Origin of the sequence: Plectonema cf. radiosum LEGE 06105, assembly GCF_015207665.1 — a bacterium.
GTDB classification, from domain to species: Bacteria; Cyanobacteriota; Cyanobacteriia; order Cyanobacteriales; family Nostocaceae; genus Rivularia; species Rivularia radiosa_A.
Genome location: NZ_JADEWL010000057.1, coordinates 24,010 through 39,882, shown reverse-complemented (window position 1 = coordinate 39,882; position 15,873 = coordinate 24,010). Strand labels below are relative to the sequence as shown.

The window sequence follows — 15,873 nt, the reverse complement described above, 5'->3', positions numbered from 1 at the left end:
TATCGTAATAAAAAATAGAGCCGTGGGGCATCCGGTTCTTAAAGCTCATCGAGTATCCGAAGCAATAGCTGGATTTGGTGAGAAGCCTACACGCTCTCTGTAATCAGTCAGTGTAGGAGTATGTCACTGCAGGGAACTCAGGATAGTTTACCCCACATTAGTCCTAGTTGGTTAACCCCCGAAGGCGAATTAAATAAAGCTGCTTTGCTTGAAGCCTTTATCAAATTTTGGCGACAGCACGGAGAACCATTACTTGGTAGTGCTGTTTATCATGAAATTGCCCCCCACATCGTATTAATGGCTTTCTTGCATCGTGTTGTCAATGGTGGTGGAACCTTGGAACGGGAATATGCAATTGGTAGTGACAGAATGGATTTATGTTTATGCTATAAAAACGTTACATTGGGAATCGAATTAAAAGTATGGCGTGAAAAAAAGCGTGACCCCCAAGAGTCGGGAATTGAGCAATTAGAATCCTATTTAGCGCGGTTGGGGTTAGAGGAAGGTTGGTTATTTGTGTTTGATCGGCGGAAAAATGCCCTACCAATTGAGGAACGGTTATCAACCCAGGTTGTGGTGACGGAAAATCAACGTAGGATTACTGTGATTCGGGCGTGAGTATGGGAAAAAAACTATCGTTCGGGAATTGAACGCAGTATTTTTGTGGGCTTAACAACAGGTTGGGAGTTTCATGGCTTCTTGATGCAGCTTTCGTCCAGCCAAACTCCCCACATCCCCATGCCCAGATATACTTCATAATGAATAAAAGCTCACTCCCACAAAGACGATGTACTTAACTTATTTAGACAGCAATAGCTGGCTGGTGGAAATTGGCGGTCAAAATATATTGATTGACCCTTGGCTGGTTGGTTCGTTAACTTTTGCTAATTTAGATTGGCTGTTTAAAGGTTCTCGTCCTCAAGAACGTGCCATACCGGAAAAAATTGACCTAATTTTGCTATCTCAAGGTTTGGAAGACCATGCTCATCCACCAACTTTAAAGCAACTCGATCGCAATATCCCGATTGTCGCTTCAGCAAATGCTGCGAAAGTAGTAAATCAATTCAACTACCAGCAAGTAAATACTCTGGCTCATGGTGAAAAATTTACTCTTAATGGTAATGTGGAAATAACAGCTACTCCCGGTTCTCCTATTGGTCCGACTTTGGTAGAAAACGGATATCTTCTCAAGGAACTGGAAAGCGGTTTTACTCTTTACTACGAACCTCACAGTTATCATTCTGAGTTGTTAAAAAAATCCGCCCCTGTAGATGTTGTCATCACCCCATTGATAGATTTAGGTTTGCCCTTCATCGGACCAATTATTAAAGGCAAAGAAAAAGCTTTAGAAGTTGCAAAATGGTTGGAACCTCAAGTAATGTTACCAACAGCCGCAGGTGGTGATGTGATGTTTGAAGGGTTGCTAATGAATTTAATCAAACCAGAGGGAACCGTTGAAGATTTTCGATCTCTGTTACAACAACACAATATTGCAGCGGAAGTACTCGAACCAAAAAGTGGCGATCGCACTCAATTAAATTTGAAAAAACGAGCAGTTTCGGAAATTTCTCAATAAAAGTTGGTAATTGCCATAGTTTAACGGTATACCAGTACTAATAATTTCATCAATTAGTGACCAAATGATTAATTTGGTCTATTTTTATGTTGTTATAACAGTAGCTCTAGCTGTATTGTTAAAACATTTCCCCATTCCCCGTTGCCATTTATCCAAACATATCTATTTATTGTCATATGAAGTTAAATTTAAAACGTCCCATTGCATTTATTGATTTAGAAACAACAGGAATAGATATTGTCAGAGATCGGATTATCCAAATTGCCGTATTAAAAGTATTTCCTGATGGTATTGAAGAAATGAAAACCTGGATAATTAATCCGACTATTTCCATTCCCATTGCATCATCAGAAATACACGGTATCTACGACGAAGATGTGAAAGATAAACCTACTTTTGCAAATATTGCCAATAGTTTAGCAAACTACATTAACGATAGTGATTTAGCAGGATACAACTCGAATAGATTTGATATTCCTTTATTAATCGCAGAATTTTTACGTGTTGATATTGATTTTAACCTTGAAGGCAGAAATATTATTGACGTACAAACCATTTTTCATAAAATGGAACCTCGCAGTTTAAGAGCAGCTTATAAATATTATTGTGGAGAAGATTTAGTCGGCGCTCACGATGCCGAAAACGATATTCGCGCTACATACGAAGTCCTCAAATCGCAATTGGAACGCTACGAAAATGTAGAATATGAGGATAAAGAAGGCAATAAATCTTATCCGATAAAAAATAATATAGATGAATTACAGGAATTCACACCATTTGATTTTCTCGATCCAACCAAAAAACTGATTTATGACGACCAAAATCAAGTAATATTCAACTTTGGTAAATATAAAGGTGAACTGGTTACAGAAGCATTTAAGAAAGAACCAAATTATTATAAATGGATGATGGAAAAAGAGTTTTCTAGTTTTACGAAAAGAGCAGTAACGAAGATTTGGCAATCGATGCATCAAGGAAATGATTAAGTTTTTGCAATTGCTTTAATTTGGGGAATGAATAATGGCTAGTTCTACAGACTCAACCATTTTAAACATTAATGGGTTTATAATGCGACCTATTCAAATCTCTGATTTAGATGCTCTTGCGGCAATTTGGGCAAAACCTCAAGTAACTCGCTTTCTTCCCAGTAGAGGAGTCCCAATTCCTAGAGAAAATGTAGAAAAAGCCCTTCATTCTTTCGTCGAGCATTGGCAAAAACGAGGGTATGGTATTTGGGCAATTGTAGATGATTCGTCTCAAATGGTTGGCTACTGCGGTTTGCGCTATTTAGATGAGTTAGATGAAGTGGAAGTTCTTTACGGTTTAGCTCAAGCTTATTGGGGAAGAGGAATTGCAACTCAAGCCGCGAAAGCATCAATTTCATACGGTTTTAATATAGTAAATTTAGATAAAGTAATTGCAATGGCATTACCTGAGAATCAAGCTTCAAAGAGAGTTATAGAAAAAGCTGGTTTAAATTACGAAAAACAAATACATATGTTCAACTTAGACGCTCTTTATTACTCCAAAACCAAAAATATTTAGTTCGCTTCAGTTAAAGAACTATCAATTAAGATAGACAAAACTTTCTGAGCATGATTTGCGCCTCCGGGAACTCCTTCAATCGTAGCCATTAAACTAGCTCCTCCAATTAATAGTAAGTATTGTTGGGAAAATGATTCTGAATCTTTGACTCCTGCTTCTTCTGCTAGCTGCTTAATTTGGAGACGAATTGACTCCCTAACTCCCACCGAAACAAACAATTTAGACCTAATATTTGCTTAAAACCCAATGAAAATTAATGGTTATTATAGTGTGCTGCGCTACTAGACCTGTTGTAAGTACTCGCGCAAAATAAATTGTATATTGTCATTGCGAGTGCAGCGTTAGCTTCGCTATACTGCGTAAACGCGCAGCGTGTCGCGAAAGCGCTTACGCGAACGCTTCGGACACAAATAATTTTGCACACCCACTTAGTGCGAGCATCTTGCTCGCTACTGCAAGCAATCACCTCGAACTCGTTGGCGGAATTTTTTCAATACTAATCAGCGCTTCCATCACTTCTTTGGCGATTGGTGCGGCGACAGTACTACCGTAGGTATTTTCTCCTTTCGGCTCGTCTACTAATGCTAAAACCACATAACGCGGTGACTCTACCGGCAAAATACTCACAAAACTGGTAATTTTTGAACCACGAATATAGCCTCCAGTCGCACCAGCTTTTTCTGCTGTACCAGTTTTACCGGCAATCCGATATCCAGGAATTTCAGCGGGTTTACCGGAACCTTCATCAACAACGCTTTCCATCATTTCTAACACTGTTTGAGTGGTTTGAGGAGAGAAAACTTGTCGGGGTGCGCTTAAATTTGGTTGTGTATGCATTTGTCCCTTATTATCTATCAATCCCTTTACCACATGGGGAGTAACCAATTTTCCGCCGTTAGCTAATGCTCCGTGCATTTGCACTAATTGTAATGCTGTTAAGGAAAAACCTTGACCGAAAGAAGCTGTTGCTGGTTCAATAGGCGAATTCGTAAATTCTTCTTGGGGTTTTAGACGACTGTTGGTTTCAGACGGTAAATCTACATCAGATTTTTGTCCCAATCCGATTCTTTCTAACCAACCGTAGTAAATACTTGGCTGCAATCGCTGAATGATTTTTACCATCCCAATATTGCTAGAAGTTTGCAAAATTTGAGCAACACTAATATTTCCGTTGCTGTTTTTTTCGGCATTTCGGATTTCACGATCTGCAACTTTAATCAACCCTGTATCGCGAAACACATCATTTGGTTGGATACTACCAGTTTCTAAGGCGATCGCCACGTTTAATGGTTTGAAAGTAGAACCGGGTTCGTATAAATCGGCTACTGCCCAATTTTTAAACAAAGAAATATCATCTTGAGTAAAATTATTATTGGGATTGTAAGTCGGTTGACAAGCCAAAGCTAGGATGGAACCATCCCATGAATCCATGACAATTACTGCCCCCCGTTTGGCTTGATATTTTTCTATTTGTTGTTTGAGTGCTTCTCTAGTAGCGCGTTGCAAACGAACATCAATGGTTAATTGCATCTGCAATTTATCAACATTCAAAAATCCATCTGGTGCGCGATTTGCGATTAATCTACCATTACCATCTTTTGACATCCGCACCGTCTTCATGGAACGTTCCAGAAATTTCTCTTGGGAATATTCTATACCCGCTTTTCCCCGACGGTCGGAATTTACGTAGCCAACGACATCTGAGACTAAATCTTGATAGGGATAATATCGAGAGTATTTTTTAGTTAAATCTATACCGTTGAGTTTCAATCCAGCAATTTGATCCGCAACTTCTTCCGCTAACTTGGAAGAAATAAAAATACCGCTTTTTTGTTTGTTAAATTTTGCTTCTAATTCTTCAGGGTCTTGATTTAAAATAGTTCCCAGTTGACGTGCAATATCTGATGGAGACTGGTTTTTATCAAACATCTCCGGATGTACGTACAAAGTGTAAACTGGAAGGTCAAGTCCTAAAACTCTGTTATTACGGTCTAATATCTGACGACGAGGAATAAAAGGACGCATACTAAACATCTGCTGATTTCGCGCCTTTTGAGTCAGTTTGGCACCGTCAACAATTTGTAAACGGTACAAGTTAATCCCCAAACCCAAGCAAGCCGCAATTAATACACCCCAAACCATAAACAATCGGTTTCTCGGATTAGGTGAAACCCGTGTAGGTGTTGTTGCAAATTTCCTTTGTTTATCCTTTAAAATACTGCGATTAAAACGCGAGTGTATATGTTCTCTCTTGAGATTTCTACTGGTTTTACCGGGAAATTTCTGCATAAAGCTTGTCCTCTGATCATGCTTTGGGGAAAATTTGCGTTAAACAAATATATAATTCCTATGACAACCGATTTAATAAAAATCTGGAGCAACAGTAGCTAACGCCGATTTTAGTATCCGCCCGCATTTAAAGGCTGTGTTTCTGTTTCGTCTGACTTTTTATCAACCTGCTGAGAGCTTGACGGTGCAGTTTCTTCTAAAAAAATAGTGTTTGCTGGAGTTGGTGAGATTAGTCCAGAATGGGGTTTTTGACCTTCTTGTGCCATTTTATTTTTTAGCGTCTCATCATGCTTTGTCAACTGACGTTCATCCCGCTGTAAATCTTGCAGTTTTTTATAGGAACTACTCCATAGATGCTGGGAATATACCGTCCAACCGTAGACTATCAAGGTAGCACTTACTAACAGAAAACTAGCAACCGAAGTGTGACGATGAACAGAATTCCAACGCATTAACCACATAGGTACTTTACTACCATCTGGCATTAAGGGTATGGCAAAGCGATCTTTACGATCGCGTTTTTTACGCTCTATATTTTTTACATCCAATGGGGGATGATAATTTGCCCGTTGAGGTTTAACTTTTGCGGATGACGGATTATTTGAAACCATACTCGAAGCTCTTGATCTATCTAAAAATCCAGGTGTGGGTTTTGAGAAAGTTGGAAAGCTGTTATGTTCATTGATCTTAGAACCTCTGAAATTCTCTTGACTAGTAGAATCTCTTCCTAACCAACGTTTTTGACCTCTTAAATTTGATTTGCGAATAGCAGCCATAAACTTTTAGTTTAAAGAAACTGTGCTTTAGTTAGATAAATGTAAACTGAAAATCGGTGCAAAACTTTTATGCGGATATCACCAGTAATATTTTTGACAATACATCGATTCAATATCCTACACCCCTTTTTAATTCTCAGCATTTACTCCTGAGTTGGGCGCATCATAGCATCTTTGTTGGGTCACAGGCACTGTGCTTCTATAACTTCGGAATTTCTGGTATCATAACGCGCTTTGTCGCAAAATAGGGAACAGTTAACCAACTCGAAAAATAATCAATTTATTGTCTTAGCTATAAGAACGCCCTACGTAAGGTTTGGTCAGTATAAAAATGAATCATTTATTTCTGGAAATTAATTAAAACTACAATATTTAAAAAAATCAACAAATAAGGTATCGTATTCAACAGGCTATAAATAGTTCTTGATTGAATTGGTGAAAGAGGAGTTATGAAAACAAAAGTCTTTGGTTTCGCTTTATTGTTAGGTTTGGCTACAATTATTGGAGCTTGCGAAGGAGGAGGCGATACCCCTTCTACAACTGATACTCCACCCGCTGCTGGAGAACCAGTTGATGCTCCAGGGACAGTACCTGAAGCTACTCCCACAGCTACCCCATAGTTGATAATTAGTATTTAGGCTATTATCACTATTTTGAGAGATCGCTCCTCATCTTCTTTTTGTTGATTATGTTATGCAGGTTTACCTGTTGATTTTGACAACTTGAGAATAGAGCATCGCGTTTTAGGGCTAATATTTGAAATTTTTTGAAATTTCCCTATTTCGCTTTGGTAGAAAAGGTAAACCTGGTAATGATTATCGAGATTGCCAGGTTTTTATGTCAGTAAGTGTTTGAAGTTATAGAATCTCTTTTTGTCCGTCTCCGATATTTGACATCTGCTAAAGTTTCTCAAAAGTTTCTCAAATTCCTCATTCTCATCTTGAGAATAAGGCTAAACGTTAAGCTTTAACCATTAAACTTTATAATGCATGGGGATGTAAAACTATCGCAAATTTAATTTGAGTCAGCGGTACACCGCCCTGTAATGGCATTCCCCAGTCAAATACATTCAAATTATGGGATGGGCATCCTTGCCCGTCCGAATTTCCATAGTTTTAATTTTTTGTATTGCATTCAACCAAAAAGCGCAATATACCTTTCCAACTACTCTATTCTAAGAATGGGCATGAAAACTTGATAATTAAAAATTATTTTTTAGTATTTTTGAATTAAAAGCGCTGAATAATAAAAAATAATTAAACATGAAGAGACAAAAAGCTCAAAAAGCAGTTTTGTTAGTATTTTTAACTGTCATCATCAGTATTTTGGGAGAAATATTTTTATATCATAAAACACCTGTAATTGCATTACCCCCAAAGGTAGATATTCCAGAAGAAATATTAAGAACAGAAATTATCATCGAAGCGCGATCGCCAATTGATGGCAAACCTCTAAGCCCCGCCGAATATGCTCAATTACAAGCCGAACTAAAAACACGCCCCTACCCACCCCAACTTAGTCCTAAAGTTCGGGATACGGTCTTCCTACTCCGTTTACGCAAGATATTGAAAACCATTTTCCCTTTTATAAATTTTTGATTAAATATTGGGGATAGGTCTAAGGTTAAAAGTCTAAGGTTAAAGGTCTAAGGTTAAAATTCTCCTTGTCCCCCCATCTCCTTGTCTCCTTGTCTCCCATTTTGTTTATTTCTCAAAAAGCGTACAAAAACTAGAAATAAATGTAAAGAATATATATAGATATACAAAAAATAGATTCACTTATCCATAATATTCAGCCTAATAGCTCCATGTCTATGACCACTATTGCCCCAGAACAGGTTAACAGCATTATTCGGAACCAACATCAAGACCCTTTTGAAATACTTGGTTCCCACCAAATAGAGAAAGATGGCAAAAAAGTCTGGGTTGTGCGAGCTTACCTTCCCAATGCGAGTGCTGCTTGGGTGGTTCTTCCGGAAGAACGGAAAGAACAAGAAATGCAGAGCGTACATGACCCCCAGTTTTTTGAATGTATTATAGATACTCAAGAACTAACTAACTACCAGATCAAGGTTAAAGAAGGAGACAGCGAACGAGTATTTTACGATCCCTACGCTTTTCGTTCTCCTAAACTCACAGAATTTGATTTACACCTGTTTAACGAAGGGAATCATCACCGAATTTACGAGAAATTAGGAGCGCATTCCACTGAAATTAAAGGTGTAAAAGGTGTTTACTTTGCCGTTTGGGCCCCGAATGCACGCAACGTCTCAGTGCTAGGTGATTTCAACAATTGGGATGGACGTAAACATCAAATGCGTAAAAGTTCTGATGTTGGAGTTTGGGAATTATTCATTCCCGAATTGCAAGTAGGAGAACATTACAAATACGAAATTAAAAATGCTGCTGGGCATATTTACGAAAAATCCGACCCCTACGGTTTTGCTCAAGAAGTTCGTCCCAAAACTGCTTCTATCGTCACGGACTTAGATACTTATCAATGGGACGATCGCGATTGGATGGAAAAACGCCGTCATACCGACCAATTGAGTGCGCCAATTTCAGTTTATGAAGTACATTTGGGTTCTTGGTTGCACGCTGGGACGAATGAACCACATAAATTACCTAATGGTGAAGTTGAACCTGTGGTAGCAGTTTCGGAACTCAAAACTGGCGCACGCTTTTTAACTTATCGGGAATTAGCAGAAAAACTGATTCCCTACGTCAAAGAATTAGGCTACACCCATATTGAAATGCTGCCAATTGCCGAACATCCTTTTGATGGTTCTTGGGGATATCAGGTAACTGGTTATTACGCTCCTACTTCCCGTTTTGGTAGTCCGGAAGATTTTATGTACTTTGTTGATCAGTGTCATAAAAACGAAATTGGCGTAATTGTAGATTGGGTTCCCGGTCATTTTCCTAAAGATGGACACGGTTTAGCTTTCTTTGATGGTACTCATTTATACGAACACGCAGACCCCCGCAAAGGCGAACATAAAGAGTGGGGAACTCTAGTGTTTAATTATGCACGTCATGAAGTACGTAATTTTTTGACAGCCAACGCTTTATTTTGGTTTGATAAATACCATATTGATGGCATTCGTGTTGATGCAGTAGCTTCGATGCTTTATCTCGATTACTGTCGTGAACCAGGAGAATGGGTTACAAACGAATATGGCGGTCGAGAGAATTTAGAAGCAGTAGAATTTATTCGTAGTGTAAATCACCTTATATTTAGTTATTTTCCCGGTTCGCTTTCCATAGCCGAAGAATCGACTTCATGGCCGATGGTATCCTGGCCTACCTATACTGGGGGATTGGGCTTTAACCTGAAGTGGAACATGGGCTGGATGCATGATATGCTCGATTACTTCAGCATGGACCCTTGGTTTCGTCAGTTTCATCAAAATAATCTGACCTTTAGTATGTGGTATCACCACAGCGAAAACTTCATGTTGGCGCTGTCTCATGACGAAGTGGTGCATGGTAAAAGTAATATTATCGGCAAGATGCCCGGAGATAGATGGCAAAAACTAGCCAACGTGCGCTGTTTGTTTGGCTTTATGTTTGCTCACCCCGGCAAAAAAACCATGTTTATGAGCATGGAATTTGGACAGTGGAGCGAATGGAATGTTTGGGCAGATTTAGAATGGAACTTGTTGCAATTTGAGCCACATCAGCAGTTAAAAACATTCTTCCAAGATTTGAATCAACTTTACCGTAGTCAACCTTCCCTATATACTCAAGACTTTGAAGAACCTGGGTTTGAGTGGATTGACTGTAGCGATAATCGTCACAGCGTAGTTTCATTTATCCGTCGCGATAAAAATTCTGAAGATTTCATCGTAGCTGTTTGTAATTTTACTCCCCAGCCCCATTCTCACTACCGTATCGGTGTACAGCAGCCAGGATTTTATACCGAATTGTTTAACAGTGATGCGCGAGAATACGGAGGTAGTAACATGGGTAATTTAGGCGGGAAATGGACGGATAATTGGTCGATGCACAATCAACAATATTCCTTGGATTTATGTCTACCACCATTAGGAGTATTGATTCTGAAATTAGATCGCAATAAAACTGCTGAGGTAATCAAACAAGAGTAATTTAACTTTCCTGGGGTGAGAAGTCGGGTTTTGAGCGGAAATATCTGTTATTCAAGATAATCATCCTAAAAACCCGTCTTCTGATTATGAGTAAATAAAAATACCATTCTACGTAAAAAGAAATTAGAAGCAAATCCGGTACCCAGATTATGTGATAATAACCAAGCTATTCGCTTTTCCTTAAACTTTAATTGCCGTGCAGTCAACCGATAATATCAACGAACTGGTTGAAGCCTTACAACAGCCAGCAGATTTGGCTTTTGAGCTACCCGATCCCGAAGATGAAGGAATTCCAGACACAGATTTTCTTCAACAGTTAGACGTAGCTTGGCAGGTATGCGATAAATTTGATTTACAAACTGATATCTGGCGAGGAAGAATTTTACGCGCTATTCGCGATCGCGAAAAAAAAGGAGGAGATGGGCGCGGTACCGGCTTTCTCAAATGGCTCAAGGAACGAGAAATTAGTAAAAGCCATGCTTATAGTTTAATTGAGTTAGCAAACAGTGCCGATACTCTTTTACAATCCGGTAAGCTGGAAGTAAAATCTATCAACAACTTCAGTAAACGAGCCTTTGTAGAAACTGCCAAAGCATCACCAGAAGTGCAGGTGATGGTAAGTGAAGCAGCACAAAATGGCGATCGCATTACTAGGCGAGAAGTAAAGCAGCTTTCTGAGGAATGGACTGCGATGTCTTCGGAATTATTACCCGAATCAGTTAAACAAAAAGCAGCGGATAATACCCTTCCGCCGCGCTATCTGGCACCGTTGGTAAAAGAAATGGAAAAATTACCACAACCCCATCAAGCAGTCATTCAAGATGAAATTACCGCTAATCCAGATGTTGAAACCCTCAAACAGGCTACAACTGATGCTCGTTATCTAGCAAAATATCTCAAAGCTGCCGTACAAGTACAAGCCCTTTCTTCCCAAGAAGTTGATATCGAAACAGCCCTAGAAGAAGCCCAAAGAGTCGGATGCATGAATATAGCTGCGGATTTAGTGAATCAAGCATCCCAGATAGAGCAAACTATCGCTAAGTTATATATGACTTGGAAACGCATCGCTAATTTATCAGATCGTCTTTATGTCGATACAGGGGCTTCTACACCGCATTTGAGGTTACTACTTGATTGTTTAGAACCTCTGGGTGGTGAAGTCATGGAATTACAGATTAGTGGTACTACTGAACGTACAGTCCGCTTGCAAATCCAAGAAACCGAGTAATCACCAGAAAATCCACAGCAAAACCCCCCTTCTTACACCATACTATTGAGTTTCTAACCCTGTTCCCTACTTCCTTGATCACAATTGTCTAACCAGACATCATAGCGATCGCTCAATTATCGTCAATTATGAATATTGCTCCACGCAGTTGTAGGTTAAGCTTTGCAGCCTTGTCCAATCCTTTATTATATCCAAATAAAGCGTTCTCTACATTTGCACCATTGAGATCGGCATGGCTTAAATTAGCACCAACCAAATAAGCACTACTTAAATTCGCCGCAGCTAAAAATGCATTGCGAAAGTTTGTATAGCTCAAATTAGAATTAACTAAATTAGCGTAGCGCAAATCCGCACCAGATAAATTAACACAGCTAAGATTGGCATTACTGATGTCAGTACCGCGTAAGTCAGCATTTTTTAAAACAGCATCGCTCAAATCACTACCAGACAAATCAGCCTCACTCACATTGGAAATACTCAAGTTAGCTTCTCGTAGATCAGCACCCACTAATTGAATTCCATTGAGTAAGGTTTGGCTAAGATTAGTATTTCGCATATTAGCACCTGCTAAGTAAGCATATTGCAGATGAACTCTGCTCAAATCAGCACCGCTAAGATTAGCACGAGTTAAATTGGCACCATTTAATCTGCTACCAGGAAAATCTCTTTCTCCTACTGCATAACGTTGAAGTAGTTCAGTTGAACTTGATGCCATTAATACAGCAGGTAGTTTCTTCTCATCCACGTGATTCATTTGACTGCTTACGCTTGAATTCAATTTAAAGCTTAGTTCAAAAATCTTTAAATATTACTCTTTAATCATGACAGTTTATTTTACTGTCTCAAAAACATTACCTCTAAATACAATTGTCTTAGCACCGAGTTATTACGGATATATGACACTTCATTCACTGGCATAGAAGGGATGGGTAATAGGTAATCGGTAATCGGTAATGGGTAATCGGTAATGGGGGAAATAATTAATAACGAGGAAGTTTTGATGGACACGCTACGCGATCGCCCAATTACCAATTACCTATTACCAATTACCAATGACCAATTCTTAATTCTTAATTCCCGTTGTTGCGATACCACGTATAAATTGCCGCTGTCCGATGAGGAATAGTAACATTACAGGTACGGTAGCAATGGTGACTGCTGCCATTAGTAAAGGCCAATTATTAGTAAATTGCTCTTGAAACTCAGCTAAAGCTAGTTGTACCGTTCTTAGTTCCGGTTTAGTTGTAAACACTAAGGGCTTAAATAAATCGTTCCATTCACCAATAAAAGTAAATAAAAACAGCGTTACTAATGCCGGGCGGGCTAAAGGTAACATTACTTGCCACAATATTTGTAATCTATTTGCTCCGTCTATGGCTGCCGCCTCTTCTAATTCTACGGGAATACTTTGAAAATACTGCCGTAGTAAGAAAATACCGAAACCATTAGCAGCAGTAGGTAAAATCAGCGCCCAGTAGGTATTTATTAAATGTCCCCATTTGAGTACTAAAAATACAGGAATCACCAGTAATTGAAAAGGAATTACCAGCGTCGCTAAAACAATCAATAGTAATAGCGAGCGCCCTCTAAACTTCAACCTCGCTAATGCGTAACCTGCCAATGCCGAAGTTATAATTTGAAAAGAGGTTACACAAACAGCGACTAAGGTAGAGTTAGCAAACGCTATTAAAAACTTACCTCGCCCCCATGCATCGCGGTAATTGGTTACATAAGAGCCATTTTTTGGTAACACATCTTGAGTCGTCCCGGTGGTTGCGAATGATGTTAGGAACACCACAATTAGCGGTAATAGGATAATCACCGCCAGCAGCAATAGTACTCCTAGGGTCAAAAAATTACCGTATTTTCGCGTCCGGCTTGGTTTAAACATAAATAAATCTTTATCCAAGCATTAGTTTTCCTGTTACTAGAGCAATCGCCCCCAGCAACAGCTAATCTATAACATAGTGGCTTGTTAAGTAAAATTAAACCACGTAAATTCCGTTAATGATGAAGGGTAAACCATGAAGCGCAAAACTTAACCTAACTGATGCTGGTTATTAACATAAAGCAATTTATACCTCTGACTTGATATCCGTAAAGGTTGGTTTGTGACAAATCTAATGACTTCATTCAAACTTCATCATTTTGTATCAAATATCATATTTAGGAGGGAACCCAAGATGCAGGAGCTTATAGCCCCATCTGAACTAGATTATCGCAGCGAAACATATAAAGACGCTTTTAGCCGCATTAACGCCATTGTGGTTGAGGGAGAACAAGAGGCATACGATAATTATTTATCACTAGCGCAATTACTACCAGATAAAAAAGATGATTTAGTTCGTCTTTCCAAAATGGAGATGCGTCACAAAAAAGGTTTTCAAGCTTGTGCTAAAAATCTCGAAGTAACGGCTGATATGGAATTTGCCAAGAAATTTTTTGCTCAACTGCATCAAAATTTCCAAGACGCAGCCGCACAAGAAAAAGTTGTTACCTGCTTGTTAATTCAATCTTTGATTATCGAATGTTTTGCGATCGCCGCTTACCATATCTTTATTCCAGTCGCAGATGCTTTTTCTCGTAAAATTACTGAGGGTGTTGTTCAAGATGAATATACTCACCTCAACTTTGGAGAAGTTTGGTTGAAAGAACATTTTGCACAATCCAAAGCTGAACTAGAAGAAGCTAACGCCCAAAATCTGCCTATTATCTGGAGAATGCTTAATGAAGTAGAGCAGGATGCCGAAAATATGGCAATGGGTAAAGATGCTTTGGTAGAAGACTTTATGATTCAATATGGAGACGCATTGAGTAATATTGGCTTCACAACTCGCGATATCATGCGTCTTTCTGCATACGGACTCCGAGCCATATAAATCGCAGTAGACTGTCTTGTTTGACAACAGGAATAATTGCCATTTGATTGCTCCTCGGCTTTTCTCGCCCTAAATAATAGGGTACCGTTTACGGTTTTCCAGAGGAGCAGTTCTTATGGTGTTTATTTATATTCCACACCTTTAATCCTTTCACAAAGCATAAGCCGAAATTAACAGTTCATGTTTGGTTTAATCGGACATCTCACAAGTTTAGAACACGCGCAAAGAGTAGCTAAAGAATTAGGCTACCCAGAATATGCCGACCAAGGACTAGATTTTTGGTGTAGCGCTCCACCCCAAATAGTAGATAATATTACGGTAACAAGTGTAACCGGGCAAAAAATCGAAGGGCGGTATGTAGAATCTTGCTTTTTACCGGAAATGCTGGCTTCTCGCCGTATGAAGGCTGCCACTCGCAAAATACTAAATGCGATGGCTCATGCCCAAAAGCATGGTATAAATATCACAGCTTTAGGCGGTTTTTCTTCGATTATTTTTGAGAATTTTAAGTTAGAACAAATTCCTCAAATCCGCAACATTAAATTAGAGTTTGAACGGTTTACTACAGGAAATACTCATACTGCTTACATTATTTGTCGGCAAGTAGAGCAAGCCTCGACAAAACTTGGGATAGAACTAAATAATGCAACAGTTGCGGTATGTGGTGCTACGGGAGACATTGGTAGCGCCGTTTGTCGTTGGTTGGATGCCAAGACAAATGTCAAGGAACTGTTATTGATAGCGCGTAACGTCGAACGCCTTTCATCCTTGCAATCTGACCTCGGTCGTGGAAAAATAATGGGTTTAGAGGAAGCGTTGCCCCTAGCAGACATTATTGTTTGGGTGGCTAGTATGCCCAAAGGTGTGGAAATTGACCCCACGATGTTGAAAAAACCTTGCTTGTTAATTGATGGCGGCTATCCTAAAAATTTAGGAACCAAAATTCAGCATCCCGAAGTGTATGTACTCAACGGTGGCATTGTAGAGCATTCTCTCGACATTGACTGGAAAATCATGAACATTGTCAACATGGATGTTCCAGCACGTCAACTTTTTGCTTGTTTTGCCGAGTCAATGTTGCTTGAATTTGAAAAGTTGTACACTAACTTTTCTTGGGGACGCAATCAGATTACCGTAGAGAAAATGGAGCAGATTGGTCAAGTGTCCGTCAAGCATGGATTTCGACCGCTGCTAGTGTGACGACGGTTAACAGTTAACACAGGGGCTACAAAAAATCATCCCGATTTGACAAGCCACTATTATTGCCTGCTCAACAAAGGATATTTTTGCTGACGGGGTTCTTTAGTAGTTAACGGTTAACGGTTAATAGTTATGAGTTAAGGGTAAGGCAGCGCCGCAAGAGGGAGTTTCCCTCATCAGCGACTGCCGAACTCGAAGAGTCAGAATTTATTCATATATTTTCTCAACTCATAACTCATAACATTCATAACTTGATAATTCACAACTAATTA

General features: G+C 39.2%; 15 protein-coding genes. 10 read left to right on the top strand and 5 right to left on the bottom strand.

Going from position 1 to position 15,873, the window contains the following annotated elements; translation table 11 throughout:
* The first annotated feature begins 120 nt into the window (after positions 1–120).
* The 4 genes from IQ247_RS17195 to IQ247_RS17180 all read left to right on the top strand — a co-directional run bounded on the left by IQ247_RS17195 (position 121) and on the right by IQ247_RS17180 (position 3,121).
* The gene (locus tag IQ247_RS17195; protein WP_228059820.1) at positions 121–618 is read left to right on the top strand and encodes a hypothetical protein; all 498 of its coding nucleotides are present in this window, start codon (positions 121–123) and stop codon (positions 616–618) included.
* Between the two features lie 169 nt (positions 619–787).
* Positions 788–1,576: an MBL fold metallo-hydrolase gene (locus IQ247_RS17190; RefSeq protein ID WP_193922073.1), complete on the top strand. Its 789-nt coding sequence runs from the start codon at positions 788–790 to the stop codon at positions 1,574–1,576.
* Positions 1,577–1,752: 176 nt separating this feature from the next.
* On the top strand, positions 1,753–2,562 hold the full coding sequence (locus IQ247_RS17185) for a 3'-5' exonuclease (RefSeq protein ID WP_193922072.1): 810 nt from the start codon (positions 1,753–1,755) through the stop codon (positions 2,560–2,562).
* Positions 2,563–2,596: 34 nt separating this feature from the next.
* On the top strand, positions 2,597–3,121 hold the full coding sequence (locus IQ247_RS17180) for a GNAT family N-acetyltransferase (RefSeq protein ID WP_193922071.1): 525 nt from the start codon (positions 2,597–2,599) through the stop codon (positions 3,119–3,121).
* On the opposite strand, the gene IQ247_RS17175 is transcribed toward IQ247_RS17180, so the two are convergent.
* From IQ247_RS17175 to IQ247_RS17165, 3 genes are all read right to left on the bottom strand, one after another.
* Complete coding sequence (locus tag IQ247_RS17175; protein WP_228059819.1) at positions 3,118–3,339, bottom strand: hypothetical protein; 222 nt, start codon at positions 3,337–3,339, stop codon at positions 3,118–3,120. The two genes, IQ247_RS17180 and IQ247_RS17175, sit on opposite strands and share 4 nt — an antisense overlap.
* Positions 3,340–3,583: 244 nt before the next feature.
* Positions 3,584–5,410: a peptidoglycan D,D-transpeptidase FtsI family protein gene (locus tag IQ247_RS17170; RefSeq protein ID WP_193922070.1), complete on the bottom strand. Its 1,827-nt coding sequence runs from the start codon at positions 5,408–5,410 to the stop codon at positions 3,584–3,586.
* Between the two features lie 110 nt (positions 5,411–5,520).
* Positions 5,521–6,186 carry a hypothetical protein gene (locus IQ247_RS17165; RefSeq protein ID WP_193922069.1) on the bottom strand — a complete coding sequence of 222 codons (666 nt, stop codon included), beginning with the start codon at positions 6,184–6,186 and terminating at the stop codon, positions 5,521–5,523.
* A 449-nt stretch (positions 6,187–6,635) separates the two neighbouring features.
* On the opposite strand from IQ247_RS17165, the gene IQ247_RS17160 reads away from it, so the two are divergent.
* The 4 genes from IQ247_RS17160 to IQ247_RS17145 all read left to right on the top strand — a co-directional run bounded on the left by IQ247_RS17160 (position 6,636) and on the right by IQ247_RS17145 (position 11,522).
* Entirely contained in the window at positions 6,636–6,806 is a 171-nt protein-coding gene (locus IQ247_RS17160) for a hypothetical protein (RefSeq protein ID WP_193922068.1), read from the top strand.
* Positions 6,807–7,448: 642 nt separating this feature from the next.
* Positions 7,449–7,784: a hypothetical protein gene (locus tag IQ247_RS17155; protein ID WP_193922067.1), complete on the top strand. Its 336-nt coding sequence runs from the start codon at positions 7,449–7,451 to the stop codon at positions 7,782–7,784.
* A gap of 215 nt (positions 7,785–7,999) precedes the next feature.
* Entirely contained in the window at positions 8,000–10,294 is a 2,295-nt protein-coding gene (gene glgB, locus IQ247_RS17150; RefSeq protein ID WP_228059818.1) for a 1,4-alpha-glucan branching enzyme, read from the top strand.
* Between the two features lie 196 nt (positions 10,295–10,490).
* On the top strand, positions 10,491–11,522 hold the full coding sequence (locus tag IQ247_RS17145; protein ID WP_193922064.1) for a hypothetical protein: 1,032 nt from the start codon (positions 10,491–10,493) through the stop codon (positions 11,520–11,522).
* A gap of 112 nt (positions 11,523–11,634) precedes the next feature.
* On the opposite strand, the gene IQ247_RS17140 is transcribed toward IQ247_RS17145, so the two are convergent.
* Positions 11,635–12,276, bottom strand: coding sequence for a pentapeptide repeat-containing protein (locus tag IQ247_RS17140; protein WP_193922062.1), 642 nt, complete (start codon positions 12,274–12,276; stop codon positions 11,635–11,637).
* A 309-nt stretch (positions 12,277–12,585) separates the two neighbouring features.
* Positions 12,586–13,413: a carbohydrate ABC transporter permease gene (locus IQ247_RS17135; RefSeq protein WP_193922060.1), complete on the bottom strand. Its 828-nt coding sequence runs from the start codon at positions 13,411–13,413 to the stop codon at positions 12,586–12,588.
* Between the two features lie 292 nt (positions 13,414–13,705).
* On the opposite strand from IQ247_RS17135, the gene IQ247_RS17130 reads away from it, so the two are divergent.
* Positions 13,706–14,401 carry an aldehyde oxygenase (deformylating) gene (locus IQ247_RS17130; RefSeq protein WP_193922058.1) on the top strand — a complete coding sequence of 232 codons (696 nt, stop codon included), beginning with the start codon at positions 13,706–13,708 and terminating at the stop codon, positions 14,399–14,401.
* 180 nt (positions 14,402–14,581) lie between these two features.
* On the top strand, positions 14,582–15,601 hold the full coding sequence (locus IQ247_RS17125) for a long-chain acyl-[acyl-carrier-protein] reductase (protein WP_193922056.1): 1,020 nt from the start codon (positions 14,582–14,584) through the stop codon (positions 15,599–15,601).
* The last annotated feature ends 272 nt before the right edge of the window (positions 15,602–15,873 follow it).

Excerpts from the sequence above, each read along its gene's own strand:
- IQ247_RS17135 (WP_193922060.1), bottom strand. The coding sequence starts at position 13,413 with ATGTTTAAACCAAGCCGGACGCGAAAATACGGTAATTTTTTGACCCTA.
- IQ247_RS17155 (WP_193922067.1), top strand. The coding sequence starts at position 7,449 with ATGAAGAGACAAAAAGCTCAAAAAGCAGTTTTGTTAGTATTTTTAACT.
- glgB (WP_228059818.1), top strand. The coding sequence starts at position 8,000 with ATGACCACTATTGCCCCAGAACAGGTTAACAGCATTATTCGGAACCAA.
- IQ247_RS17160 (WP_193922068.1), top strand. The coding sequence starts at position 6,636 with ATGAAAACAAAAGTCTTTGGTTTCGCTTTATTGTTAGGTTTGGCTACA.
- IQ247_RS17195 (WP_228059820.1), top strand. The coding sequence starts at position 121 with ATGTCACTGCAGGGAACTCAGGATAGTTTACCCCACATTAGTCCTAGT.
- IQ247_RS17180 (WP_193922071.1), top strand. The coding sequence starts at position 2,597 with ATGGCTAGTTCTACAGACTCAACCATTTTAAACATTAATGGGTTTATA.
- IQ247_RS17170 (WP_193922070.1), bottom strand. The coding sequence starts at position 5,410 with ATGCAGAAATTTCCCGGTAAAACCAGTAGAAATCTCAAGAGAGAACAT.
- IQ247_RS17140 (WP_193922062.1), bottom strand. The coding sequence starts at position 12,276 with ATGAATCACGTGGATGAGAAGAAACTACCTGCTGTATTAATGGCATCA.
- IQ247_RS17190 (WP_193922073.1), top strand. The coding sequence starts at position 788 with ATGTACTTAACTTATTTAGACAGCAATAGCTGGCTGGTGGAAATTGGC.
- IQ247_RS17165 (WP_193922069.1), bottom strand. The coding sequence starts at position 6,186 with ATGGCTGCTATTCGCAAATCAAATTTAAGAGGTCAAAAACGTTGGTTA.
- IQ247_RS17125 (WP_193922056.1), top strand. The coding sequence starts at position 14,582 with ATGTTTGGTTTAATCGGACATCTCACAAGTTTAGAACACGCGCAAAGA.
- IQ247_RS17130 (WP_193922058.1), top strand. The coding sequence starts at position 13,706 with ATGCAGGAGCTTATAGCCCCATCTGAACTAGATTATCGCAGCGAAACA.
- IQ247_RS17185 (WP_193922072.1), top strand. The coding sequence starts at position 1,753 with ATGAAGTTAAATTTAAAACGTCCCATTGCATTTATTGATTTAGAAACA.